The 25,119-nt window shown below is 74.5% G+C and carries 17 protein-coding genes; 10 read left to right on the top strand and 7 right to left on the bottom strand.

Annotated elements, in window-relative coordinates; genetic code table 11:
• Window positions 1-149: 149 nt before the first annotated feature.
• From BKD26_RS24870 to BKD26_RS24835, 8 genes are all read left to right on the top strand, one after another.
• Window positions 150-1,433 (top strand): glycosyltransferase family 4 protein, encoded by a 1,284-nt coding sequence (locus BKD26_RS24870; RefSeq protein ID WP_107417981.1) that lies wholly within the window; start codon window positions 150-152, stop codon window positions 1,431-1,433.
• Window positions 1,430-2,158 carry a class I SAM-dependent methyltransferase gene (locus BKD26_RS24865; protein ID WP_084902217.1) on the top strand — a complete coding sequence of 243 codons (729 nt, stop codon included), beginning with the start codon at window positions 1,430-1,432 and terminating at the stop codon, window positions 2,156-2,158. Before BKD26_RS24870 ends, BKD26_RS24865 begins: the two co-directional genes overlap by 4 nt.
• Window positions 2,155-6,534 carry an alpha-(1->3)-arabinofuranosyltransferase family protein gene (locus BKD26_RS24860; protein WP_084902215.1) on the top strand — a complete coding sequence of 1,460 codons (4,380 nt, stop codon included), beginning with the start codon at window positions 2,155-2,157 and terminating at the stop codon, window positions 6,532-6,534. Before BKD26_RS24865 ends, BKD26_RS24860 begins: the two co-directional genes overlap by 4 nt.
• Window positions 6,531-7,847 carry a condensation protein gene (locus BKD26_RS24855; protein ID WP_084902211.1) on the top strand — a complete coding sequence of 439 codons (1,317 nt, stop codon included), beginning with the start codon at window positions 6,531-6,533 and terminating at the stop codon, window positions 7,845-7,847. The genes BKD26_RS24860 and BKD26_RS24855 overlap by 4 nt, the downstream gene beginning before the upstream one ends.
• Window positions 7,844-8,575, top strand: coding sequence for a class I SAM-dependent methyltransferase (locus BKD26_RS24850; RefSeq protein WP_084902208.1), 732 nt, complete (start codon window positions 7,844-7,846; stop codon window positions 8,573-8,575). Before BKD26_RS24855 ends, BKD26_RS24850 begins: the two co-directional genes overlap by 4 nt.
• A gap of 8 nt (window positions 8,576-8,583) precedes the next feature.
• Entirely contained in the window at window positions 8,584-9,495 is a 912-nt protein-coding gene (locus BKD26_RS24845; RefSeq protein WP_084902206.1) for a hypothetical protein, read from the top strand.
• Window positions 9,482-9,685: a Trm112 family protein gene (locus tag BKD26_RS24840; RefSeq protein ID WP_084902205.1), complete on the top strand. Its 204-nt coding sequence runs from the start codon at window positions 9,482-9,484 to the stop codon at window positions 9,683-9,685. The genes BKD26_RS24845 and BKD26_RS24840 overlap by 14 nt, the downstream gene beginning before the upstream one ends.
• A gap of 70 nt (window positions 9,686-9,755) precedes the next feature.
• The gene (locus BKD26_RS24835) at window positions 9,756-10,142 is read left to right on the top strand and encodes a VOC family protein (protein WP_084902204.1); all 387 of its coding nucleotides are present in this window, start codon (window positions 9,756-9,758) and stop codon (window positions 10,140-10,142) included.
• 54 nt (window positions 10,143-10,196) lie between these two features.
• On the opposite strand, the gene BKD26_RS24830 is transcribed toward BKD26_RS24835, so the two are convergent.
• From BKD26_RS24830 to BKD26_RS24805, 6 genes are all read right to left on the bottom strand, one after another.
• Window positions 10,197-10,949, bottom strand: a complete 753-nt coding sequence (locus BKD26_RS24830; RefSeq protein ID WP_084902201.1) for a lipase chaperone — start codon at window positions 10,947-10,949, stop codon at window positions 10,197-10,199.
• 179 nt (window positions 10,950-11,128) lie between these two features.
• Window positions 11,129-11,977, bottom strand: coding sequence for an NlpC/P60 family protein (locus BKD26_RS24825; RefSeq protein ID WP_084902199.1), 849 nt, complete (start codon window positions 11,975-11,977; stop codon window positions 11,129-11,131).
• 137 nt (window positions 11,978-12,114) lie between these two features.
• Window positions 12,115-16,059 (bottom strand): helix-turn-helix domain-containing protein, encoded by a 3,945-nt coding sequence (locus BKD26_RS24820; RefSeq protein WP_107417980.1) that lies wholly within the window; start codon window positions 16,057-16,059, stop codon window positions 12,115-12,117.
• A 147-nt stretch (window positions 16,060-16,206) separates the two neighbouring features.
• Window positions 16,207-16,578, bottom strand: a complete 372-nt coding sequence (locus tag BKD26_RS24815; protein WP_084902195.1) for a hypothetical protein — start codon at window positions 16,576-16,578, stop codon at window positions 16,207-16,209.
• Between the two features lie 139 nt (window positions 16,579-16,717).
• The gene (locus BKD26_RS24810) at window positions 16,718-18,841 is read right to left on the bottom strand and encodes an NACHT domain-containing protein (RefSeq protein WP_143662708.1); all 2,124 of its coding nucleotides are present in this window, start codon (window positions 18,839-18,841) and stop codon (window positions 16,718-16,720) included.
• Window positions 18,842-19,148: 307 nt separating this feature from the next.
• Entirely contained in the window at window positions 19,149-19,814 is a 666-nt protein-coding gene (locus tag BKD26_RS24805) for a TOPRIM nucleotidyl transferase/hydrolase domain-containing protein (RefSeq protein WP_084902470.1), read from the bottom strand.
• Between the two features lie 359 nt (window positions 19,815-20,173).
• Between BKD26_RS24805 and BKD26_RS24800 the strand changes: the two genes are divergently transcribed.
• Together BKD26_RS24800 and BKD26_RS24795 are read left to right on the top strand one after the other, a co-directional pair.
• Window positions 20,174-20,983, top strand: coding sequence for a dienelactone hydrolase family protein (locus tag BKD26_RS24800; protein ID WP_107417993.1), 810 nt, complete (start codon window positions 20,174-20,176; stop codon window positions 20,981-20,983).
• 215 nt (window positions 20,984-21,198) lie between these two features.
• The gene (locus BKD26_RS24795; protein ID WP_241518815.1) at window positions 21,199-24,012 is read left to right on the top strand and encodes a LuxR family transcriptional regulator; all 2,814 of its coding nucleotides are present in this window, start codon (window positions 21,199-21,201) and stop codon (window positions 24,010-24,012) included.
• Here BKD26_RS24795 and BKD26_RS24790 read toward each other — a convergent pair.
• Window positions 23,999-25,024, bottom strand: coding sequence for a ketoacyl-ACP synthase III (locus BKD26_RS24790; protein WP_084902188.1), 1,026 nt, complete (start codon window positions 25,022-25,024; stop codon window positions 23,999-24,001). The two genes, BKD26_RS24795 and BKD26_RS24790, sit on opposite strands and share 14 nt — an antisense overlap.
• Window positions 25,025-25,119 lie beyond the last annotated feature (95 nt).

Here is a 25,119-nt window from a genome sequence, read left to right as displayed (position 1 = left end):
TTGGCGAAAACTGACCAACCCACCGCACCGCCACATCCGCTTCCCCGGGCGCCCCATGACCTGCTCCACCCCCACCCGGTGCCGGCGACCGCTCTGCCGGCCCGGAGCAACCGTCATCCGGTCACCGACCCGAACGAGTTGGAGCTCGTATGCCCCAGCACGTACCCCCCACACTGACCGCTGCCGTTCCCCCCGGTGCCCGGTCGTCCCAGGGCGCTGCTGTCCGTCCCCCTCGCCGCATCGTCTTCCTCTCCCGCCGCGACCTCGGCAACCCCGCCGCGGGCGGCTCCGAACTGCTCGTCGACCGGCTCGCGGAGGGCCTCACGGCACTGGGCCACGAAGTCACCCTGCTGTGCGGAGGTCCGGCCGCGTACCGCGACTACCGGGTCGTCTCGGCGGGCGGAGACCTCGGCCACTTCCTCCGGGCGCCCAGCGCCTTCACCCGGCAGGTGGGCGACTGCGACCTGCTGGTCGAGGTGTGCAACGGCCTGCCCTACCTGGCCCCGCTGTGGCACCGGGGGCCCACCCTCTGCCTGGTCAACCACGTGCACACCGAGCTGTGGGGCATGCGCTACCCCCGCCCCGCGGCGGGCATCGGGCGGCGGCTGGAACGCTGGGCGCTGTCCGGTGCCCAGCGCGACAACCTCCTGGTCGCCGTCTCCGAGTCCACCGCGTCGGCGCTCGGCGCGCTGGGCGTCGACCCCGGCCGGATCCGCGTCGTGCACAACGGCGTCGAGGAGCCGGGGCACCGGACACCGCGCTCGGCCCAGCCGATGTTCCTGGCGGTCGGCCGGCTGGTCGAGTACAAGCGCATCGACCTGCTGCTGCGGCTCTGGGAGCGGGTGCGGCCGGTCACCGGGGGCGAGCTGGTGATCGTCGGGGAGGGCCCCGAGCGCCGGCGGCTCGAAGCCCTCGCGGGCCCCGGCGTCGTCTTCACGGGCCGGGTGTCGGACGAGGAGAAGCACCGGCTGCTGTGCGCGTCCTGGCTGCTCCTGCACCCCTCCGCCGTCGAGGGGTGGGGCCTCGTCGTCACCGAGGCGGCCACGCGCGGCACACCCTCGATCGGCTTCGACGTGCCGGGTTTGCGGGATTCCGTCGACGACGGCGTGACCGGGGCGCTGGTACGCGGCGAGAGCGCCTTCGCGGCCGCCTGGTGCGCGCTCGCCCTGAACCACGAGCGGCGTGCAGCCATGGGCAGGGCCGCCGCCGCGCGGGCCGAGCACTACCGGTGGGCCACGACCGTACGATGCTTCCGGGCCGTCGCGACGGAGGCCGCCGCACGCCACGGGACGGCCGGGCGGCCGGGCGGCGTCACGGCGCGCCACCGCGCCACCGGGCGCGACGGCGTCACCGCGCACGCCCCGGGCGGCCCCGACGCGGGAACCCATGACCACGCGGGTCTCCGCGGCGCTCCTGTCGGACGAGCCGAATGAAGGACCCCTCCCTGCGCCGGTCCCTGGCCCTCTTCCGTGGCTTCCTCCGCGAACCGTCCGACCCTCGTGGCTTCTACGAACTCCTGGCCCGTGACGCGGCCAACCAGGTGGAGCGGTACGAGCCGCTCGCCGGGCGGGTCGTCGTCGACGTGGGCGGCGGAGGCGGCCACTTCACCGAGGAGTTCCGCCGGCGCGGCGCCCAGGGCTTCCTCTTCGAACCGGAGCCGGGCGAGCTGACGGCGTATCGACGGCGGCCGCCCGAGGGGGCCGTCGTCGCCGACGGGTACCTGCTGCCGCTGGCCGACGGCACCGCCGACATCTGCTTCTGCTCCAACGTCCTGGAGCACGTGGAGGACCCGCGCACCTTCCTCAGCGAACTGATCCGCGTCACCCGCCCCGGCGGACTGATCTACGTGTCGTTCACCAACTGGCTCTCACCGTGGGGCGGTCACGAGTGGGCGCCCTGGCACTACCTGGGCGCCGAACGGGCCCGTCGCCGCTACGAGCGGCGGACCGGGCGCCCGGCCAAGCACGTCCTCGGCGAGAACCTCTTCCCCGTCCACGTCGGCGCGACCCTGCGCCAGGTCCGGGCCCGTGACGACGTGACCGTGGTCTCCGCCCGGGCACGCTACTGGCCGTTCCTGCCCGGCCTGGTCACCAGAGTGCCGCTGCTGCGCGAGTTCGCCACCTGGAACCTCCTCCTCATCCTCCGGCGGTGCCCATGACCACCACCATCCCGGCGCCTCCCCACACGCCCGCGCCCGGAGCGCCGCCCACCGCCGAACCGGCCGGCGGGCCGCGGTCGCGTCGCTGGCTGTGGGGTTTCTGGGCCGCCGTACTGATCGCGTTCCTGGCCGTGTCACCCGGCCGGATGACGTTCGACACCAAGCTGGGCGTCGCACTCGACCCCCTGCGCTTCCTCGCCGACCTCGGCGAGCTCTGGCACAACCGCGCCGGCTTCGGCGGGATCTTCGACCAGTACGTCGGCTACGCCTTCCCGATGCTGCCGTTCTACGCGCTCGCCGACCTGGCGCAGGTCCCGGTGTGGCTGGCCGAGCGGCTGTGGCTGTCGATCATCGTGACCACCGCCTTCTGGGGCGCCCTGCGGCTCGCCGAACGGCTGGACATCGGCACCGCCCGCACCCGGCTGCCCGCCGCCGTGGCGTACGCCCTGTGGCCCACCTTCACCGTGGTGATCGGCTCCACGTCCGCAGCCGCGCTGCCGGGCGCCCTGCTGCCCTGGGTGCTCCTGCCCCTCACCGACCCCCGCACCCCGGCCAGGGCCGCCGCCCTGCGCTCCGCGCTGCTCATCCCCTTCATGGGCGGCGTCAACGCGGCCTCCACGCTCGCCTCCCTGCTGCCCGTCGGCCTGTACCTGCTCAGCCGGCCGGCGGGCCCCCGGCGCCGGTCCCTGCTCGCCTGGTGGATCCCCGGGGTGCTCCTCGCCACCGCCTGGTGGGTCGTCCCCCTGCTCCTGCTGGGCCTGTACGGCGAGAACTTCCTCCCGTACGTCGAGCAGTCCGAGACCACGACGGCCACCATGTCCGCCACCGAGCTGCTGCGCGGCGCGGGCAACTGGGTGGCCTACCTCCACTTCGGTGAGGCATGGCTGCCCGCCGGCTGGACGGTGGCGACCGCCGCCCTGACGGTGCTCTGCTCGGCGTTCGCCGCCGCCCTGGGACTGGCGGGCCTCGCCCGGCGCGACATCCCGGAGCGGCGCTGGCTGCTGCTCGTGGTGCTGTCGGTGGCCCTGGTGACCCTGGCCGGGTACGGCGGCCCGCTCGGCGGGCTCTTCCACGGGACCGTGCAGGACTGGCTGAACGGCTGGCTCGTGCCGTTCCGCAACATCTACAAGTTCCAGCCCGGCCTGGCGCTCGCCCTCGTTCTCGGGCTCGCCCACCTCACCGCGGTCCTCGCACGCCGGCGCGGCCAACGCGCGGCGCGCGGACGGCCGTACGTCCCGCTGATCGCCGCCGCGCTCGTCCTGCCCGGCCTGCTCCTTCCGTACGTCAACGGGAGCATCCTCCAGCCGGGTGCCTTCAGCAAGCTCCCCACACACTGGGAGCGCACCGCCGACTGGCTGAAGGAGCACTCGCCGACGGCCCGCGCCCTCGTCGTCCCCGCGACCGCCCACGGGATATACACCTGGGGCACCACCATCGACCAGCCCCTCGACGTCCTCGCCGAATCCCCGTGGGCACAGCGCGACTACGTGCCGTTCGGCACGCCCGGCAACCGGCGGGCGCTGGACGCCGTGGAGCAGGCGCTGCTGTCCGGCGGTGAAGTGCCGGGCCTGGGCGACTACTTGCACCGGGCGGGGCTCCATTACGTCGTCGTACGCAACGACCTCGACCCCGACCAGATCGGCTACGTCCCGCCGCAGACCGTCAAACGGACCCTGGAGGCCTCCGGCTACCGGCGGACCACCGGGTTCGGGCCGGTCCTCACCGGCGGGCGGATCCCGGACGACACCCCCGTACAGATCGAGGGCCTCTACCCGCGCCAGCAGGCAGTGGAGATCTACGAACCGCCGCGGGCCGTCCAGCGGCCCGGCCAGGCCGCCGTCAAGCCCGTCGCGGACACGGCCGTCGTCAGCGGCGGCCCCGAGTCCCTGCTGCGGCTGTCCGCCGACCCGCTGATGCGCGACCGGCCCGCCGTACTCGCCGGCGACGCGACCCCGGGGCTCGGCACACCGCCCGTACGGGCCGTGGGGGACGGACTGCGGCGCGCGGACACCCGGTTCGGGCTGGTCAACACCAACACCTCGTACACCTATACGGCGACGGAGCGGAACCCCTCGGCAAGCGTCCAGGACCCGGGCCGCCCGCCCCGCCAGATCCTGCCCGTGGACGACATCCGCCACCAGACGACGGCCGTGCTGCGCGGAGCCGCGTCCGTCACCGCGTCGAGCAGCGGCAACTGGCTGTTCCACCTCCCGCAGTACGACCCGGTGAACGCGTTCGACGGCAACCCCGACACCGCCTGGACCGAGGGCGGCGCCGACTCCCCGGTCGGGCAGTGGCTGCGCGTCGAATTCGAGCGGAAGCTGTCCCTGCCCGGCTCGATCCGGCTGACACCGCTCCCCTCCGGCGGGCTGCGCGCGGCGGCCACCTCCGTACGGGTCGAGACCGAGCAGGGCAGCGAGGTCAGTCCGCTCCGGCCGGACGGTACGCCGCAGACGGTGCGGGTACCGGCGGGGCAGAGCGGCTACCTGAAGATCACCATCAAGGGTGCCCAGCAGGGCCGGCCGGGCCTGATCGGTGCGGGCTTCTCCTCCGTCGACATCCCCGGCGTCACGGTCACCCGGCTGCTGGCCCTCCCCGAGGACACCGCGGGCGAGGACAGCGCGCCCCAGGAGGTGTACTCCCTGCACCGGGGCAGCGACCCCGGCGGCCTGTCGCCCGCGTCCGCCGAGGTCGGGCTGCACCGGCAGTTCCTGACCCGGACGGAGGGCGCGTACGCGCTGCGGGCGACCGCGCTGCCCGTACCGGGCGACGCGCTGGACGAGCTGCTGTACCGGCTGGCACCCGAGCAGCGCAGGAAGCTCACCGCCACCGCCGACTCGACGGCCCGGCTCGGCGCCTCCCTCAGCCCGCGCAACCTCGTCGACGGCGACCTCACCACGGCGTGGATCGCCGGGGAGCGGGCGGTGATCCACCTGCGGTGGCCGGAGAAGCGGGCCGTCGGGGAGATCGTGTTCGCGCCGGCGGGAGGCCTCTCCACCCGCGCCCAGCAGGTGGAGATCAGCTCACCGGACGGCGCGGCGACCGCCTCGGTGGACGAGAACGGCCTCGCCCGCTTCCAGCCGATCACCACCGACCGGCTCGACATCACCATCTCGCGGACCGCGCCGCTGACACTGCACAACCCGGTCGCCGACGGCCGGCTGCAACTGCCGGTCGGGCTCAGCGAGGTGTACGTACCGGCACTCGACGCATACCGGGTGCCGCAGCCGGACCCCGACACGACATTCGAGCTGCCCTGCGGCCAGGGGCCGGTGCTGTCCATCGACGGCACGCTGCACGCGACCACCGCCCGCGGCAAGGTCCGCGACCTGACGGAGCGCCGCCCGGTCGACGTCGGCCTGTGCGCGGGTGCCGAAAGCGGCGGCACCGCCCGGCTGGCCGCCGGCACCCACCGGGTGGAGGCGGGGGACACCGGTCCGCTCGCCATCACCGACCTGACCCTCACCCGGGGCCGGGCGCCCGCCCCCGCCACGGCGGCGGAACGGCGCGAACTGACCGTCGGCGACTGGTCGGGCGACCGGCGCACCCTGGACGTGGGCACCGGTCCGGCCTCGTACCTCCAGCTGTTCGAGAACCACAACGACGGCTGGCGCGCCACCCTGGACGGGCGCGAACTGACACCGGTCCGGATCGACGGCTGGCAGCAGGGCTTCCTGATCCCGGAGGGTGAAGGCGGCAGCGTACGGCTGGAGTTCGCCCCGGCGCGGTGGTACGTCGCCGGTCTCATCGGTGGCGCCGTGGGCGTCGTGCTGCTGGTGGGCCTGGTGCTGGCCCTGGCGCGTGGCCGGCGTTCCGGTGCCGCCGAGCCGGACGAGGTTCCGGCGCCGGGGCCCGTGCTGGGGGTGGTGGCGCTGACGGTGGTAATCGCGCTGGTCGCCGGATGGGCGGCGCTCGTCGTACCCGTCCTCGCCGTGATCGCGCACCTGCGGCGCTCGCTGCTGGTGCCGGTGGCGCTGGCCGCCATGGGCGCGGCGGGGATCGTGGCGGCCTGGGAGGCGGGTGCCCTGCCGTCGGCACGGGAGGGGGCGTTCGGGCCGGCGGCCCAGTTCCTCGCCGTGACGGCGCTGACGGCGGCCGTGGTGACCACGGGCCGGGCGACCGGGCGGCGGGCGGCACGGAGTGGCCCGGGTGGCCGCGGTGACGCGCGTGCTTCCGGGGCCCCGGGGCACGCACAGGGGCCCCCGGCCGCCGGTGAGGCGCCGCGAACCGGGCATACGCCACCGGAACAGGCCGGCGCGGATCACGGTGCCCGGCCCCCGGCGCCGGACACGCGGCCCGAACCGCGCACCACCCCGCTGCCACAGCGGCGGCGAACTCCCGCACCACGTCCGCCAGGAGAGGGGACCGGCCGATGACGGCACTGCACCATCCGGCCCGGCAGGGCGGCGGCCGCGAGCCGCTCGGCCGGGTGCCCTTCTCCACGGTCGACGAGGTGACCCGGCACTGCCTGACCCCGCAGGAGCCGGAGACGGTCCACATCGAGGTGCACCTCCCGGGCCGCCCCGATGCCACGCGGCTGAGCGCCGCGTTCACCGAGGCCCTCGGGCGCCACCCGCGCATCCTGATGCGGGAGGCGCCCGGGCGCTGGTACCGGCGGCGGTACGCATGGGAGCTGACCGCCGGCCCCGACACCGGCGCCGAAGTCGTCTCCGTACCCGCCCCCGGCCCCGGCGCGCTGGAGCAGGCGAGGCAGCGGGCCCTGAGCGAGGCCCCGCCCCTCACCGTGTCCCCGCCGGTACGGCTGGAGATCGTCGACCGCGTCCTGGTCCTCACCGTCAACCACACGGCACTGGACGGCCCCGCCTGCCTCCGGGTCCTGGCGACCGCCGCGGAACTCTACGGCGGCCGGGACAACGCGCCCGCGACACCCCCCGTACGGCCCCCGGCCGACGGCGCGCCGCGCGGCCTGTTCCCCGAGCCCGGCGGGACCGGGTTCGCCCGGGTGGCGCGGGTCGCCCGGGGAACCCCGGGCCCCGGTCACGCCGCCAACGGCATGCTGGTCACCGAACTGGGCGTACCGAAGCGGCCCAAGGACGCTCCGTACACCGTCAACGACCAGCTCATGGTGGCCACCGCCCGGATGATCGCCCACTGGAACGGCGAGCGGAACGGCGAGCGTGGCGGGCCGTCCCGCCCGCTGCGGATCACCATGCCCGTGGACGACCGGACGCGGGGAATGGACATGCCCATCGGCAACGGCACCCGCCTGGTGGAGGTCCCCTTCGCGCCGGGCGAGCTGGCGCTCCCCACAGCGGACCTGCTCCGGCTGACCGCCGCCCGCACCCGCGCGCTGAAGGCCCTGCACCGCCCCCAACTCGGCCGTGGCGCCGCCCTGCTGACCGCGCCCGTCCTGCCGGTGGCGGTCCGCTCCCTGGTGGCGCGCGCGGCACGCCGTGCCCTGGCGCCGTGGACGTCCACCACACTCCTCAGCAACATCGGCCGGGTGCCCTACCCGCTCGACTTCGGCGAGGGGGTGGGCACGGCGCGAGCCGTCTGGTTCTCCGCACCGGCGCGCATGCCGCGCGGCCTGACCGTCACCACGGCCAGCACCGGGGGCCGGCTGCACCTCGCGCTGCGCTGGTCGGCCGCACTGCTCGGCCCGGACGACGGCACCCGGCTGCGCGACCTGTTCGCCCAGTACCTCGACGAGACGGGCGGGCTCGTATGACCACGGTGCGGCCCCCGGCCCCCGGCTTGCGGGACTTCTACGAGAACCCGGCCGTCCCCGTCGCCTCCGGTGACGCCCGCAGCCGCCGCCAGGCACAGATGCTGGCCGACGCCCTGCGGGGCAGGACCGGCGCCACGGTCCTGGACGTCGGCTGCGGGGACGGCACCGCGGCAGCCGTCGCGGCACCGCTGCTCCCCGGCCACCGGATCATCGGCGTCGACTGGTCGCAGGACGCGCTGCGCCGGGCCGCGCCCCGCGTCGGTACGGTCGTGCGCGGCGAACTGGGCGACGGCGGGCTGCCGTTCGCGGACGGGGCGGTGGACGCCGTCCTGTTCAGCGAGGTCGTCGAACACCTCGTCGACCCGGACAGCGCGCTCGACGAGCTGCGCCGCGTCCTGGCACCCGGCGGCCACCTGATGCTGTCCACCCCCAACCTGGCCGCCTGGTACAACCGGGCCCTCCTCCTCGCCGGCGTCCAGCCGGTGTTCTCCGAGGTCAGCCTGCGCGGCATCCACGGCCGCCCCGGCTCCGAGGTCGTGGGCCACCTGCGGCTCTACACCGCCCGCGCCCTGCGGGAGTTCCTCACCGCCTCCGGGTTCCGGGTCGTCCGCGTCGCCGGGGCGCCCTTCCACGGCGTACCGCGTGCCCTGCGCCCACTGGACCGGCTGGCCTGCGCGGTGCCGAGCGCGGCCTCGATCCTGCTGGTGCACGCCCGGCGCGCCCGGTGACGAGCGGGATGTGGTGGGGCGTGGCGGCCGCGTTGTCCGCGAACGTCCTCTACAGCTCCGGCTTCGTCCTGGAAAAACGCGCCCTGTCCGGCATCCCGGCCCTCGACGTCCGCCGCCCCCTGCGCCTGGTGCGGCTGCTGCTGCGCAGCCCGCTGTGGATCGTCGGCTCACTGGCCCTGGCGGCCGGTTTCGGGGCGCAGCTGGTGGTGTACCGGACCCTGCCGATGGCAGCCGCGCAGGGCCTGTTCGTCTCGGGGCTCGTCCTGCTCCTCCTGCTGTCCTCCCTGGTCCTCGGCGAACGCCTGTCACCGCGCGAGCGGTACGCCACGGCCGGAATCCTGGCCGCGCTGCTGATGGTGGTCGCCTCACTGCGCCAGGACACGGACGCGGTGGGCGACAGCGCGTCCGCCGCCTCCGTCCTCGCCCTCAGCTCCGTCTCGCTCGTCGCCGGTTTCTGGCTGTACGCCACCGCCGAGCGCCGCACGTCCCGCCGCCGGCACGCGGCACCCCCGGCGGGGATCGCGTACGCGGTCGCCGTCGGCCTGGTCTACGGAGTCAGCTCCCTGGCCATCAAGGGCATCTCCGCGCGCCTCGCCCTCGACGCGCCGCTCGCCTCGGCGCTCTCGCTGGCGGCGACCCCGTACCCGTACCTGCTGCTGATCACGGGCGCCGGTGGCCTGGTCCTGTCGCAGACGGCGCTGCAGCGCTGCCGGGCGTCCCTGGTCGTCCCGGTCTGCACGACGACCTCGTGCCTGTACACCGCGACGCTGGGCACCCTCGCGTTCGGCGAGTCGCTGCCCGAGGAGCCGCTGCGCCTGGTCCTGCTGCTGGTGGGGGCCTCCCTGGCCGTGTCCGTCCTTCTCGCGCTGTCCGTCCAGTCCGCTCAGAAACCGGAGGAGCCGAGCCATGAAGCCCGATGACCCGCTGCTGAAGATCCTCGTCTGCCCCCTGGACAAGGGCCCTCTCACCCTCCTGCCGGCCGACGAGGCGCTGTACAACCCGCGCCTTCGGCGCCTGTACCCCGTCGTCGACGGCATCCCGCAGCTGCTGCCGTCCTCGGGGACACAGGTCACGGACGACGAACACGAACGGCTGCTCGGCCGCGCGTAGCCGTGCCGGGCGCTGAGTGGTACGGCGGCGCGGAAGGGGCTCCCTGGGGACGATCGCGTAAGGTCCGCCTATGGTGCATGTATTGAGCAGCAGGGTGCTGCTGCGTCCCAGTGACCCGCAAGCCTCGCGCGACTTCTACGGCGAGACTCTCGGCCTCGCCGTCTACCGGGAGTTCGGTACCGGACCGGAGCGCGGGACGGTCTACTTCCTCGGGGGCGGCTTCCTCGAGGTGTCCGGGCGCTCGGACGACCCGCCGACGACCACGCTGCAACTGTGGATGCAGGTCGCCGACTGCGCCGCGGCCCATGAGGAGCTGTCCGGGCGCGGTGTGCAGGTGCTGAGGGAGCCGGTGAAGGAGCCCTGGGGCCTGATCGAGATGTGGATCGCCGACCCGGACGGCCATCGCATCGTGCTCACCGAGGTACCCGCGGACCACCCGCTGCGCTACCGCCCCTGACACCGGCCGGCGCCTATGGAGCGGACAGCCGGAGTTTCCAGGTGCCGTCCGAGGTCACATTGAGGTAGTACGGCCCGTCGCCGAACATCTGTGCCACTCTGGAGCCGCTGACGTGCCGATCTCGTTGAACGCGAGATCCTGTACGCCGCCCTCGGCGTCGAGCACGACAACGATGAAGTTGCCCTGGCCGCGATTGTCCGCTCGCATGTCGACCGCGTGGTCGGCGTCGAAGGGGCCTCTGACGTGGTCGCCCTTGCCCGTGTACGTCTGCGGCAGTGGGGCCGGTTTCTTGTCCCGCGGCTGGGTGACGGTGACCGACCAGGCCGCGTCAGCGGTGACGTTGAGCCGGTAGCGGCCGGCGCTCAGGCCCACACCCTTCGAGCCGTCGTATCGGCCGATGGTGTTGACCAGGAGATCCTTGGTCTGGCCCGAGGGGTCCAGCAGCTCGACGATGAAATTGGCGGCACAGGAGGAACACGTCGACCGGAAGACCGCCAGACCGTCCGTCACCGCGAAGGGCGCGGACGCCTGCTTGCCGCTGCCCTTGAGGCGGATGGCCGGGATCCCGGCCGGGGATTTCCTGGCCGACGGCGTGGGCTGTCGAGCGGCGATGGCGATGGCGATGCCGGGGGCGGTCGGTTGTGCCGCTGGGGGCGGTGCTCCGCCGTTCCGGGACGTCAGGGCGATCGGGACGACGGCGGCGACCACGGCGAGCGCCGCCACACAGGCCCATGGCATCGCGCGGCGCCGTCGCTTGGCCGGCCCTCCCGTCAGCGGCTGCCGCTGCGGCGGATCGGTCTCGGCCATGAGGGTCACCTCCGCGAAGTGCCGCGACGGTTTCTCACGCTAGGCGTCCGGCCGGTGGACGACGACCTGGGCTTGGCCAGGGGAGTGACGCTCGGCCCCGCACGGTGCCCCCGGGCACACCGCTCGCACCAGTGGCCGACCCCCGTGGCGGTCACTGGTGCGAGCGGCGCGCGGTGGCGTCAGAAGGAGCAGGTGGGGACTCCTTCCAGCCACGCGGGTCCCTGGATGTAGATGTTGGTGACCCAGGCCTTGTAGTCGGGGAGGTAGGACCAGGCGTCATTGGTGTAGCCGTCGGAGGTGACCGTTTCCGCGTGCTTCTGGCACTGGACGCGGATCGTCGTCGGCCCCGGGAAGGCGTACACGCGCGCCGCCTTCGTGGAGGGCTCGGCCTTGGTCCACACGCCGGTGCCCCAGGTCTGGAAGACGTGGCCCGTGACCGGGCCGGTGTCGACGCGGACGGCGCCGTGGTAACCGCCGTTCAGCCGGACGTCACTGACCATGAGTGTGGTGCCCGACTGCCGTGCCTCCACCATCTTGCCGGCGCCCAGGTAGAGGGCGATGTGGTGCAGCTTCTGCGAGGTGCCCCAGACGAGCAGGTCGCCGGGGACCAGGGGGGCGAGGCCCTGGGCGGCGGTGAAGCGTTCGGCCGCGCGGTGCGTGTAGTACTGGGCACTGGCCACCCCGTTGAGGATGTCCGAACCGGTGGCCTCGGCGTAGGCGTACCGGACCAGCCCCGAGCAGTCGAAGCCGAGCCGTTCCGGGTCGTGCTCGCTGGCCGGGTCGGTCGGGTCCACCTGCCCGTACGTAGGGCCGGGCTTCGGGCCGTGACCACCGCCCCAGGTGTACCAGACGCCCGCTGCCACCTGCGCGCACGCGGCGGCGACGGCGCGCTCGGCAGCCGCGGAGGCTCCCGGCGCGCGGACGGCGCACGTGGTGTCGGCGGCCGCCGCCGACGCGGGCGCCGGCGCCCAGAGGAGGAAGGCGAGTAATCCGATGAGAGTGCCGATGAGACCGGAGCGGCGAAGCATGCTGGACCCTCGTTTCCTGTCGACGCGCCTGCCGGACAGCAGCCTGCTGCCCGTGGCACCCGCTCGTCGAGCACCCCGCGTCGCCCTGCCCGAACGGGCAACGGGAAACACCCGGGAAACCCCGGACGACCAGGGCGTCAGCGACCGGCACAGGCCCGGCCCGGGGAGACCGGCAGACCCGGCATGAGCGTCTCCCGCTCCTTGGGACCGATGCGCTGCCGCACCCGGCAGATCTCCGCCAGCCGGGCCCCGACGTCCAGATTCCACAGCCGTACCGTGCCGTCGTTGCTGCTGCTGGCCACCGTCCGCCCGTCGCGGGAGAACGCGATGCCCCACACCGCGTTCGTATGACCCGTCAGAGCGGCCCACAGCCGGCGCCCGGCCACGTCCCACAGCCGTACCGTACGGTCGTTGCCGCTGCTCGCCAGCGTGCGCCCGTCGGGGGAGAAGGCGATGCCCCGCGCGGAGCCGGTGTGCCCGGTCAGCGCCCCGACCGAGCGGCGCAGCCGGGTGTCCCACAGCCGTACGGTCCCGTCGTTGCCGCTGCTCGCGATCATCCGCCCGTCCGGGCTGAACGCCACGCCCCGCACGGCGCCCGTGTGGCCGGTGAGCGTGGCCAGCGGGCGGCGCGTGGCCACGTCCCACAGCCGTACGGTCAGGTCGTCACCGCCGCTGGCCAGTGTCCGCCCGTCCGGGCTGAACACGACGTCGTTGGCGAAGTCCGTATGGCCGGTGAACGTGGCCACCGGACGGTGCGAGGCCACGTCCCACAGGCGTACCGTCCGGTCGGAGCCGGCCGACGCCAGCGTCCGCCCGTCGGGCGCGAAGGCCACCGAGAACACGTCCCCGTGCGTGCCGGTGAGCGTGGCCACCGGGCGGCGCCCGGCCACGTCCCACAGGCGTACCGTGCCGTCGGAACCCGCCGACGCCAGCGTCCGCCCGTCCGGCGCGAAGGCGACCGAGAACACCGTCTCGCGATGACCCGTGAACGTCGCCAGGACCCGGCGCCCCGCCACGTCCCACAGCCGCACCGTGTGATCGGCGTCGGCGGTCGCCAGCAGCTTCCCGTCCGGGCTGTACGCGGCCTGCCAGACCTCGGTGAACGGACGCGACGTCAGGACCGAACCGCGCAGGTCCCAGAGCACCACGGACCGGTCGAACCCGGCGGTGGCCAGCACCGCGCCGCCCGAGTCCACGGCGACCCCGAGCACATAGTCGGTGTGGCCCGTCAGCGTCGCGGTCGGCCGGCCGCTGCGCACGTCCCACAGCCGGGTCGTACCGTCACCGCCCGCGCTGACCACCATCGCGCCGTCCGCCGTGTAGGCGACCGCGTTGATGTCGTCGCTGTGCCCGGTCAGCGCCCCCACGGCGCGGCGCAGCCGGATGTCCCACAGCCGCACCGTCCGGTCCACGCCCCCGGTCGCGACCGTCCGCCCGTCCGGGGCGAACGCCGCCCCCAGCACCTCGTCGGTGTGCCCCCGCAGGACGGCCAGCGGGCGGCCACGGACCGCGTCCCACAGCCGTACGGTCCGGTCGGTGCCGGCCGACACCAGCGTCCGCCCGTCCGGCGCGTACGCCAGGGCGTTGACCCTCCCGGCGTGACCGGTGAGGGACGCGACGGACCGGGGACGGTTGCCGGTGGCGTCCCACAACTGGACCGTCCCGTCGGCCGCCGCGACGGCCAGCGCCCGCCCGCGCGGGGCGAAGGCCACGGCCCGTGCGCCCGTCGTGCGCGCGGGCAGCACCGCCGCCGGCTCCGTACGCCGGCCGGATGTGTCCCAGAGCCGTACGGGCCCGTCCGTCGACGTCGCCGCGAGCGTCCGCCCGTCCGGGCTGAAGGCCACCGCCCGCACCCGCCCGGGGACCGGGAACGTCGCGGTCGTCCGGCGGTCGGCGACCCGCCACAGCCGCACCGTCCCGTCCGAACTCGCCGACGCCAGCAGCCCGTCACCCGGTGCGAAGGCCACCGCGTTGACCGGACCGCGGTGCCCGCCGAGCCGGGCGGAGAAGGGCTGCGACTGGGTGCTCAGCAGCGCCCCGCGCGCCTCGGTCGTCGCCTCCGTACGGTAGGCCTCCTCGGCGAGCAGCATGGAGGCCTCCGGCTGACCGGCGGCCAGGGACGTGGACCGCACGGCGAGCGCCTGTGAGCGGGCGACGCGCTCCTGGCCGAGGGCGCCCGCACGCTGCTGGTACGCCAGGCCTCCGGCGGTCAGGGCGAGGAGCAGCAGGACGACGAGGGTGGCCAGCATCCGCTGCTGCAACCGGACCTGGCGCCTGGCCTGCTCGGTCCGGCCGTCCTCCTCGGCCTGGCTCGCCCGGAGGAAGGCCGCCTCCCGGGGACTGAGCCGGCCCGAGCCGCCGAGCTCGTCGGCCCACGAGCGCACGGTGGCCAGCCGGGTCCCGCGGTAGAGGGCGGACGGGTCACGGCCCTCGCGCTCCCACTCCTCGGCGGCGTGGGCCAGCTGCTGGTGGATCAGCAGGCCGGCCCGGTCGGCGTGGATCCAGCCGCGCAGCCGTGGCCAGGCGTGGAGCAGGGCCTCGTGGGTGATCTCGACGGTGTCGCTGTCCATGGTGATCAGCCGGGCCCGTACGAAGGCGTCGAGCGCGGCCGAGGCGTCGAGCGCGGCCGAGGCGTCGAGCGCGGCCGAGGCGTCGAGCGCGGCCGAGGCGTCGAGCGTGGCGGAGGCACCTTCCGCGTCGGCCGACTGCCCCAGCACGGCGGCCCGGGTCATCCGGCGCCGCGTGGCCCCGGCGCCGTCGGCGACATGGACCAGCCGCACCAGGACGCGGCGAATGGTCCGCTGCTCGGCCGGGTACAGGCCGGCGAACACGTCCTCGGCCGTACGCGCGATCGCCCCCTGGATGCCGCCGGTGGCCTCGTACCCGGCGACGGTCAGCGTGGTGCCCTCCCGCCGCTGCCAGGTGGCCATCAGCGCGTGCGAGACGAGCGGCAGGGCACCGGACGGTGCGTGCCCCGGATCCGAGGCACCCGTCTCGTCGCGCAGCCCCGCGTCCCGCAACAGCAGGGGGACCAAGCCCGGTTCGAGCGTGACACCGGCGAGCTCCGCCGGGCGCGTGATGGACTCGCACAACTCCGCCACGGACATCGGCGGCAGCACGAACAGCCCGTCGGTGAAGACCGGGGTCAGCTCGGTCAGGTCCAGGCAGTTCCCGGTGAAGTCGGCCCGCACGCCGATCACCACGACGGCCGCGTCGTACCCGGCCGTCTCCGGCCGGGACGTGGCGACGGCGGTGAGCACGCGCACGAAGGCGCGCCGCTCCTCCTCGTCGCAGCAGAGGGTGAACAGCTCTTCGAACTGGTCGACGATCAGCACCGGGCGTACGGGCGGTGGTTGCCGCTCTCCGGGAGCCGGCCCCGGCCGGTCGCCGAGGAGCCGGTGGACGGCTTCGAGCAGCGCCTCGGGCCGGTCGCGCACCTGCCGCGTACTGATCCCGAGATCGCCGCCCACGGCCTTCGCGGTGCAGTCCAGCAGCTCCTGCAGCGGCTGCGCGGTGGGCGTGAGCACCACCACCGGCCAGCCGTCGGCACCGGCCATCGGAAAACCGCCCCTGCGCCGCAGAGCCGGTACGAGACCGGCGTTGAGCAGCGACGACTTGCCGGCGCCCGAGGGGGCGACCAGCAACAGCGGTCCGCCGCCGATCCGTTCGAAGACCCGCTCGACGAGCGCGGCCGTGGCCCGCTCCCGGCCGAAGAACCACCCCGCGTCCTGGGCGGTGAACGCCGACAGGCCCCGGTAGGGGCAGTCCGCGTCCGACGGCTGTGCGGGCGGTGAGTGGGGCGCCGGCGCCTCCCGCACCAGCCGCAGCAACTCGCCCTCCGCCCGCAGGACCTGGTCACAGCGGCGTGCGACATCGACGGTGACCCGCTTCGCGCCGGTCTCGATCTTGCTCAGATACCCCTTGCTGTAGTGCGTCTGACGTGCTAGGTCGGCCAGCGACAGGCCGCGCTGCAGCCGCAGGCGTCTCAACTGCGCGGAGAAGGACGCCGCGGTGTCGTCGGGCAACTCGTGCGGACGGCCGGTCTTCCGTCCGCGCTCCGGATCCCCCAAAGCATCCCCCATGGCAAGGTGCGCCCAGATTGTGAGATGACAGGCGTCCAGGCTACAGCGGGGGTCCGACGGTCGGCCCGGCCGATCGTCCGGTGTGGCGGAAACAGGACTTCCGGAGCCGCCGGGTCGGCGGCTCCGGAAGTCGTCCATGACGCCGGGTTACGGCTGGAGGGTGATCGAGTTGATCGGCGTCATGTCCTTGTCGATGTAGTAGCCGGCCGGCAGGTAGCCCTGGCAGCCCGTGCCGTTGTACCCGGTGCAGGTCCGCATGGTGGCCCCACCGGTCTGGTTGTTGAAGATGCGGTACGTCCCGTACATGTTGCTGAGGTTGTGGGCCCCGTACGTGTAGTACGTGTGGGTCGGACGGTCGTTGTTCCAGCCCGCACCCGGGTACAGGCACACGTACCCGGACTGGCAGCCGTGGCTGGCGGCCGTCTCCGCCGCCTGGGCCTGGGTCGCGGTGACCGTGGTCATCGTCCCGACGGCGAGCGCGAGTGCCGCGGCGGTCCTCATCAGCTTGGTCCTGCGCATGTTTCCCCCTGGTGGGTATTGCGGTGTGCTGACGACTTCAGCCTGTCCACGCCACGCGCCCGGGTCGACGGGTTTCCTGTTGCCCGTCCGGCGCCCACCCGGGAAACCGCCGGTGACCAGCCGGTCACCGGGCCGGAGGTCAACGCCGGGAGGGTGCGTCGGAGCCCGCCGGGGACGTACGCGGACCCGGCAGGTGGACCTGCTGGGCCAGACGCTGCTGCAGGCGGGCGTGGCGGAACTGGTGGACGGGCCCCACCTGCCGCAGGACGCCCAGCCGGTGGGCGTCGGCGAGGAAGTCCTGCAGCCGCCAGGGAAGCCGGCCCCGGGCGGCCAGGACCAGGCGCGCGACGGTGTAGTGCGGCCACGAGGAGGCGGCCAGGGCGAGCACCAGCCCGGCCGGGCCCACGCCCAGGAACGTGACGGCCAGACGCGGCAGCACGACGTCGAGCGCCGCTCCGTGGGGCGCGGTGCTCGCCTCCAGCACGGCCAGGATGTCGTGGGGAAGGGTGATGAGGAGAACCCCGACACCGCCGCCAACGAGAGTGACGAGCCGGTCGGCCCGGACGGCGGAGGCCGGGGTCGTGAGGTCGTCGGCGCTCGTCGTGCCGCGCAGCCAGTAGAGCAGGGCCTGTACCGCGCCGAAGACGGCACCCATGGACAGGCCGTACGTCCAGGGCAGTTCCGGCGTCTGCGACGGATCGCCCCCGGGGGTCTTCTGCGGCGGCACCACGACGAGCGCGTAGACACGCAGAGCGGCCCCGGTGAGGACCGTGGTGCCGGCGAACACGGCTGCCGCGCGTGGCAGCCGGTGACGCCAGTGCCGTGTGCTCAGCGTGCCCCGGCTCGGCATGACGGGCGGGACCGGGAGCCCCGTGGTGTGGAGGACCAGCAGGAAGGCGAACCCCACGAAGCAGCCGCACCCCACGATGTACAAACCGGGCGGCACCCCGTGCACGGGGGCGAACGTCACGCCGGGAACGGCGAACGCGACGCCCCCGCACACGGCGGTCAAGGCGGCGCCCAGGAGCCGGGAAGCGCCGGGTCCGCGCCGTGCGGCGTACCAGGCCGCGAACAGGCACATGGAGGGCGTGGCCGCGGCCATCCCCAGCAGGTACCAGGTCGTCGCCCCCCAATCGGCCGCGGGAAGCCCGGGAACCACGCAGGACACCCCGTAGCCCAGCAGGGTGAGCCCGATCAGGGCGACCGTCCAGAAAGCCGCGCGGGACCAGGCGTACGCCAGTGTCGGCACCCAGCGGTGGAGCTGCCACCACGTGAGGTCGTAGATGCCCTGCCGCTGCATACCCGCAGCGAGTTCGGCGAGGTGACGGTGGGCGCACTCCGGGCTCCACCGGCGCGGCCCGGAGGGATCCTGGCGCAGGGCGCGGGCGTGGACGGTGGGTACGAGGGCGTCCAGCAGGTGGTCCTCGAAGGCCTCCCGGCTCGTGAAGCGTTCCAGCTCGTCCGGGCCGGGCGGGGCGTCGGCGTACACCGTCCGGGCGAGCGCCACCATCAAGGGGCTGGACAGGGCCTGGGCGACCGGGCCGTGGGGGCTGCGCGCCACATGCCCCGCCAGGCCGTTCCAGCGCGCCGGACGGCTCCGGCGCAGCAGTTCGAGGGCGTCGACCGCGTCCACCGGGGCGGGTTCGACGACCGCCGCGCCGGCCAGGACGTCGGCGGCGGCCACGGCGGCGGTGTAGGCCTCGGTACGGCAGGTCAGGACCACGCGCGCGTGGGGGTGGGCGTCGAACGTGTCGTTGAGGGCTTCGAGGACCTTCGGCCGGGCGGACTCGGGAAGTTCGTCCAGGCCGTCGACGACCGGCAGCACCCGATGCCCGGACATGAGGTCCTCGACCGCGCCGGCCCCGTAGGTGTCCCCATCGGTCAGGGCGGGGTAGTCGGCGGCGATCCGGCGGCACAGCCAGGCGTGGAGGCTTTCGTGCTCCGGGTCGAACGAGGCCGCGGACAGCAGGACCGGCACCGGCTCGTCGCGCTCCCGGCCCTCCAGCAGGGACAGCGCCAGTACCACCGCGAACGTGGACTTCCCGGACCCGGCCGGGCCCAGCACCACAAGCCGGCGGCGCGGCAGCCGGCGGAACATCGCCGACAGCTCCTCCAGCTGGTCCGTGCGGCAGGAGACCGCCCCGCCGATCGACTGCGCGTGGTCGGCGATCTCCTCCAGGACGGAGTCCGACCAGACCACCGGAAGCGGCACCGGATGGAACAACTGCCGTAGCCCCGCCTCCTTGCGCCACTGACGCTCCACCAGCCGCGCCAGTGCCTGCTGTGCTTCCGTCAGCTGTTCCGTGGAGGAACGTCCTCGCCGGGGAGCATGGCGCCCACGCCCAGACCGACAGCACGCCGAACAGGGCGACGACCGCCGAGAGGATCGAACTCCACGTCGCGACGGAATCCTTGCCGCGTTGCGCCAGCAGGGTCGCCAGTGACACGGCCACGGCCCCGCACAGCGTCCACGTCCATACCCAACGCCCACGCATCCCTCGCCCCTCCACGCCAGTGCCGGTACCCCGGAGATCAACGAGGGCGGAACGGGCCGGAAACGGCCACCGCCTTCAGGCGGCCGTGTCCGCGAGCAGACGTGCCAGGGGTACCGGCACACGGGCCGGGTCCAGGCGCTGGACGAGCAGGCGCGCGTACTGCGACTTGCGGCCGCTGTGGGTGCCCATGAACCGGTGCAGCTGCTGCTCGAGGGTCCGTTCCCGCTGCGCCGGCTGCCTCTGGAAGGTGCGGAACGCGCGCCACTCGCCCGTGGCGTGGATGACGTCCCGGACCGTGTCGGCGCCCACCGCCCGTATCAGCTCGTCCTCCAGGTCGGCCACGCACACATGGAAGCCGCGCCGCTCCATCCCGGCGCGGCCGAGGGCGCTTCCGAGCCCGGCCCGCTCCAACCCGCGCTGGAACCAGCGCTCTTCCGGGGCGTCGCACAGGCCGGCCACGCCGAGGCCCAGCCCCTGGGGCCCGAGCACCTCCAGGAACCGTCCGATGCTCGTCACGCCGCCGAGCGCGACGACCGGGAAACCCTCGGCGTCGAGGTCCCTGCCCAGCCGCGCGGCCAGCGCCTCGACCGCGGCCTGGTCGCTGCGGCCCTCGACGAGGACGACCCTCTTCGGCCGGATACGAGCGGCCAGTTCACGCGCGTCCGCGGCGGCCGCCCGCGCGTCGCCGCGGCCTGCCGCCCAGGCGACCACCGCCGACCGGAACCGCCCCGCATCGTTCACCCGCTCGTCCATTCGCGCCAGTTTCGCAAACCCGGGCGGTCGCCGCCCCCGAATTTCGGCCCGCCCGTGCCGCCCGACCCCGCCGGCCACCTCCGAGACCGGCGATTACACCGATGCCGCACCGGCCCGGGCGCCCCGACAGTGGCACCGCCATCCCCACCACGGCGATGCCGACCGGCCCCCAACCGGGACGCACCCGCCACGACAGAGAGGACGACTCCGTCGTGCAGCAGCAGAGCCGCAACGGAACACACATCACCGCCCCCGCCCCCGCCCCTGCATCCGCCGCGCCGAGGCGCCAGCGGCCGTTCACCGCGGCCCTGGTGGCGCTCCTGGCCGTCGCCGGCCTCAGCACCGCCATGACCTCGGGCGCCCAGGCGGCGGACAACCCCTACGAGCGTGGCCCCGCCCCCACCACCGCGAGCATCGAGGCGGCGCGCGGGCCCTACGCGGTCTCGCAGACCACTGTCTCGTCGCTGAGCGCCAGCGGCTTCGGTGGCGGCACGATCTACTACCCGACCACCACCAGCGACGGTACGTTCGGGGCCGTGGCGATCTCGCCCGGCTTCACCGGCACCCAGTCGTCCATCGCCTGGCTGGGCCCGCGGCTCGCCTCCCAAGGGTTCGTCGTCATCACCATCGACACGATCACCACCCTCGACCAGCCCGACAGCCGGGGCCGCCAGCTCCTGGCCGCCCTGGACCACCTGACCCAGCGCAGCACGGTCAGGAACCGGATAGACAGCACCAGACTCGGCGTCATGGGGCACTCCATGGGCGGCGGCGGCTCCCTGGAGGCGGCCAAGAGCCGGCCGTCCCTCCAGGCCGCGATCCCGCTCACCGGATGGAACACCGACAAGACGTGGCCCGAACTCAGGACCCCCACGCTGATCGTCGGGGCCGACGGCGACTCGGTCGCACCGGTCTCCTCGCACTCCGAGCCGTTCTACGAGTCGCTGCCCGCCACGCTCGACAAGGCGTACCTGGAGCTGAACAACGCGTCCCACTTCACGCCGAACACCTCGGACACCACCATCGCGAAGTACAGCATTTCGTGGCTCAAGCGGTTCATCGACAATGACACCCGCTACGAGCAGTTCCTGTGCCCGCTCCCGCGCCCGAGCCTGACCATCGAGGAGTACCGCGGCAACTGCCCGCACACCTCCTGACGCTCCACCCCGGTCCGGTGGCGGCCGCCGCGGGCGCGGCCGCCACCGGCGCACGTTGTGCACGCGCACAGAGTTGCCGCACCGCCGTTGGGAGCGGGCCCATCGGCGGGCCTACCCGCATGTCGTTTTCCCACGTCAAAAGGGTACGAGCGCCCCCGCGCAGCCGCCGGACGCAAGGCTTCCGACCCGCGTTACGCGCAAGTAACGTGGCCGGTGTGACCACGAACACGACCGCCGCCGCGGCTTCGCCGCGACTGTTCGGCCGCGACGCCGAACTGGACGCCGTGGCCGCCCTGTCGGGACGCCTGCTGTCCGGCCGGTCAGGAGTGCTGCTGCTCACCGGGGAGCCGGGCCTCGGACGTACCGCCCTCCTGGACCGGGCGGTACGGGACTTCGGCGCCGGACCCGTCCTGCACACCCGCGCCGCCCCCGCCGAGCGCCACCTCCCCCACAGCGGGGTGCACGCGCTGCTGAGCACCGCCCCCCTCCCGGCCGGCACGGGCGGCCCGCCCGCCGCCCTGCTGCGCACCGGCCTGCCCCCCACCGGCCTCCTGGACCTGCTGCGGCGTACGTGGACACACCGGCCGCTCCTGGTCTGCGTCGACGACGCGCACCTGTGGGACCCGCCCTCGCGCGCCGCCCTGGGCTTCGCCGCCCGCCGCGTCGACTCCGTCCCGGCCGTCGGCCTGCTGCTGTCGGTGGCCGCACACCGGGCCGGCGCCCCCGACTTCGCCGGCCTGCCCCTCCTGCGCCTCGGCCCGCTCACCGAACACGCCGCGGGCGCGCTGCTGAACGAGCTGACCGGCGGCGCCACCGACCCGCTCGTACGCGAGGAACTGCTGTACGAGGCCGAGGGCAACCCCGCCCTGCTCACCGCCCTCGTCGACCGGCTGTCCGGGCCCCAGTTGTCCGGGCACGCCCCGCTGCCCAGGCCGCTCGCCGACGGACCGGCCCTGCTGCGTGTCGTGGGCGGCCGACTGGCCGAACTGCCGCCCACCACCCGCGACCTGCTCCTCCTGGTCGCCGCCGCCCACGAACAGCACCCGGACGGCTCGGGCGCCGACGCGTCCCTGGTGCTGCGGGCCGCCCATGCCGCCGGCCTCGACCCGGCCGCGCTGGACCCCGCCGAGGCGGCCGGCGTGGCGCGCAGCGCCGGGAACCGCATCCGGTTCGACGACCCCCTCGTGCGCCGCGCCGTTTACCGCCGCGCCCCGCTCTCCCGTCGGCGCGCGGCGCACACGCTGCTCGCGGCCGTCCTGGACGCGGAGCGCCACCGGCTGGCCCACCTGTCGCACCGCGCCCTGGCCGCCGACGGCCCCGACCCCCGGCTCGCCGCCGAGCTCGTGTCCGCCGCGGCCGCACCGGACGTACGGGCGGAGCCTTTACAGCGGTCCCTGGCGTTCGTCCGCGCGGCCGACCTCACCGCCACGGACAGCGCCCGCGCGGCACGGCTGACCGCCGCCGCCGAGTACGCCAGGCTGGGCGGCCGCCCGCGCCGGGCCAGGGAGCTGCTGGCGGCGGCCCGCGAGGGCGCGGCGGCGCACGACGCGGTGCGGGGCGGCACCGAACTCGTACGCGGCACCCTCGCGTTGCGGGACGGCCCCGTGGGCGACGCGCACGAGGCGCTGCTCCTGGCAGCCGCACTGCTCGACCCGTACGACCCGGAGGGCGCCCGGACGGCCCGGTTCGGCGCCATGGAGGCGGCGTGGGCCGCGGGCGACGTCCCGGGTTGCCTGGCCGCCCTCGGCGGACAGGGCCAGGTCGCCCCCGCACCCGGCCACGACGACCACGGGACCGACGACCACGGGACCGACGACCACGGGACCGACGACTACCGGACCGGGATGCTGGCCGCGCTCAGCGGCCGGTTCGGCGAGGCGCGCGGCCCGCTGCGGCGGGTGCTGGAGCGGGCCGGACACGACGACGACCCGGCCGGACTGCTGCGCGCCGGGGTCGCGGCGCTCGTGCTCGGCGACACCACCACCGCCTGCCACGTCAACGCCCGGGCGCTGGCGGCGGCCCGGGCACGCGACATCGCCACTCTCGTACCCCAAGCCCTCGAGCACCTCGCGTACGCGGAGCTGCGGGCCGGGCGGCACACCCGCGCACGCGCCCACGCCGAAGAGGGCCTGCGCGCCGCGCACCACGCGGGCCAGCGCAACGTCGTGGCCCACCACCACGCCGCCCTCGCCCTGGTGGCCTCGATCGAGGGCGACGGGGCGGCGCTCACCGCGCACGCCGAGGCGGCCCTGGCGGTCGCCGGTCCCCATGGGCTCGCCCAGGCCGCGAGCCTCGCCGAATGGGCCCGCGCCCGGGCGGACCTGGGGCGGGGCCTGGCCCTGGACGCCGCCTCCCGGCTGGGCCCCCTGGTGCGGCCGGGACACCGGCGCGGTCACTTCGCCGTACGGATGCTCATGGCGCCCTGCTTCGTCGAGGCCGCCGTGCTCGCGGGCGAGCCGGGCGCCGACGCGCGCACCGCCGTCGAGGAGTTCGCCCTCTGGGCGGCGGTGGGCGGCGACCCGCAGGCCCCCGCCCAGCTCGCCCGCTGCCGCGCACTGCTGGCCCCGCCGGGGGAGACGGAGGCGCTCTACGCGTACGCCCTCACCCGGCACGAACGCGCGGGCGGCGACTTCGAGCGCGCCCGTACCCTGCTGCTGTACGGCAAGTGGCTGCGGCGGCGGCGAAGGCCGCGTGAGGCCAGGGGCCGGCTCAAGGACGCGCTCTACGCCTTCGAGCGCTCCGGTGCCCGGGTGTGGGCCGAACAGACCCGGGCCGAACTGCGCGCCACCGGCGCGGCCGCCGCACGGGAGGCGGCCGGTCCGCTGGCGTGCCTCACCCCGCAGCAGCTCCGGATCGCCCGGTGCGTCGCCGAAGGGGCGACCAACCGCGAGGTGGCGCTGCGGCTGTCCATCAGCCCCCGTACCGTCGACCACCACCTGCGCAACGTCTTCTCGCTCCTCGGGGTGCGCTCCCGCGTCGAACTGTCCCGCCTGGTGGCCCGGGAGGAACAGGACGTCACAGCCGGATGAGGGCCAGTCCGGCGCTGAAGCCGCTCGCCATGCCGATGAGGGCCACCTCATCCCCGGGTTCGGTCCGGTCGCTCTCCCGGGCACGGACGAGCTGGAGGGGAAGCGAGGCGGACGCGGTGTTGCCGTGGTCGACCACCGCCGGCAGGCAGCGGTCGGCGGGCAGGTCGAGGGCGGTGAGGACTTCGTCGTACTGCCGGCGCGAGATCTGGTGGAAGGCGATGAACGCGCTCTCGCGGGCCCGTCGCAGCTCCTCCGGTACGCGGCCGAAGGCCCGGGGCGCCATGTCGAGGGCGGCGCTGCGCAGCAGGTCGCCGTTGAGCCGGATGTAGGTGGGCTCGTCGTCGGCCGGGCGGAAGTGCAGGGAGCCGCCGCTCTCCACGGTGCACGCGTCCCAGGCGGTGGAGTCGGCCCCGAAGTGGGTGGTCAGTACGCCCGGGTCGTCGGCGCCGGCCGGTCCGGCGGTCAGGAGGAGGGCGGCTCCGGCGTCGGACAGGGTGTATCCGGGCAGGGCGCGGAGGAACGCCTCCTGGTCGGGCACGCGCCAGCGGGTGGTCATGGTGGGCGTTTCCCCGCACGCGATGAGTACCGTGCGGTACCGGCCCGACTCGATGAAGGCGCTTGCCACTTCGAGCCCGTTGAGCACGCTGTTGCACGCGTTCTTGACGTCGAACACGGGGCAGCCGGCGCCGAGTTTGGCGGCCACGATGTGCGCGGTGGCCGGCTCGAAGAGGTCCTGGCAGCACGACGCGAACAGCAGCAGATCGAGGTCCTCGGCCCCGACGCCCGCTTCCGCCATGGCCTTTGTGGCGGCGGAGACGGCCAGATCGGAGGCCTGTTCACCCGCATCCCTGACATGTACCCCACGGATACCGGTCAGGTCTTCGAGCGCCCCCGGTGGCGGGACGAAGGGGCTCTGACGCGCGATCTCCTCGCGGGTCTTTTCCATGGTCCGGTACTGGGCGGGAAGCGAGACCGCGAGACCGGAGAGGCGGGCGCGTGTGGGAGGCAGCATTGCGCCACGGTATCGATTTCGGAGTCGTACCGGATCAGTCCGGGAATACGGACATCGTATTCCCTCCAAAGGAGGGAAGTTTGCCGATCCGGGGG

The sequence above is a fragment of the Streptomyces sp. CB03238 genome, assembly GCF_002099185.1.
Lineage (GTDB): Bacteria > Actinomycetota > Actinomycetes > Streptomycetales > Streptomycetaceae > Streptomyces.
Note: the sequence above shows the minus strand (reverse complement) of the source record. Positions and strands in the feature narration are given on the sequence as shown.

Excerpts from the sequence above, each read along its gene's own strand:
- BKD26_RS24870 (WP_107417981.1), top strand. The coding sequence starts at position 150 with ATGCCCCAGCACGTACCCCCCACACTGACCGCTGCCGTTCCCCCCGGT.
- BKD26_RS24865 (WP_084902217.1), top strand. The coding sequence starts at position 1,430 with ATGAAGGACCCCTCCCTGCGCCGGTCCCTGGCCCTCTTCCGTGGCTTC.
- BKD26_RS24860 (WP_084902215.1), top strand. The coding sequence starts at position 2,155 with ATGACCACCACCATCCCGGCGCCTCCCCACACGCCCGCGCCCGGAGCG.
- BKD26_RS24855 (WP_084902211.1), top strand. The coding sequence starts at position 6,531 with ATGACGGCACTGCACCATCCGGCCCGGCAGGGCGGCGGCCGCGAGCCG.
- BKD26_RS24850 (WP_084902208.1), top strand. The coding sequence starts at position 7,844 with ATGACCACGGTGCGGCCCCCGGCCCCCGGCTTGCGGGACTTCTACGAG.
- BKD26_RS24845 (WP_084902206.1), top strand. The coding sequence starts at position 8,584 with ATGTGGTGGGGCGTGGCGGCCGCGTTGTCCGCGAACGTCCTCTACAGC.
- BKD26_RS24840 (WP_084902205.1), top strand. The coding sequence starts at position 9,482 with ATGAAGCCCGATGACCCGCTGCTGAAGATCCTCGTCTGCCCCCTGGAC.
- BKD26_RS24835 (WP_084902204.1), top strand. The coding sequence starts at position 9,756 with ATGGTGCATGTATTGAGCAGCAGGGTGCTGCTGCGTCCCAGTGACCCG.
- BKD26_RS24830 (WP_084902201.1), bottom strand. The coding sequence starts at position 10,949 with ATGGCCGAGACCGATCCGCCGCAGCGGCAGCCGCTGACGGGAGGGCCG.
- BKD26_RS24825 (WP_084902199.1), bottom strand. The coding sequence starts at position 11,977 with ATGCTTCGCCGCTCCGGTCTCATCGGCACTCTCATCGGATTACTCGCC.
- BKD26_RS24820 (WP_107417980.1), bottom strand. The coding sequence starts at position 16,059 with ATGGGGGATGCTTTGGGGGATCCGGAGCGCGGACGGAAGACCGGCCGT.
- BKD26_RS24815 (WP_084902195.1), bottom strand. The coding sequence starts at position 16,578 with ATGCGCAGGACCAAGCTGATGAGGACCGCCGCGGCACTCGCGCTCGCC.
- BKD26_RS24800 (WP_107417993.1), top strand. The coding sequence starts at position 20,174 with ATGACCTCGGGCGCCCAGGCGGCGGACAACCCCTACGAGCGTGGCCCC.
- BKD26_RS24790 (WP_084902188.1), bottom strand. The coding sequence starts at position 25,024 with ATGCTGCCTCCCACACGCGCCCGCCTCTCCGGTCTCGCGGTCTCGCTT.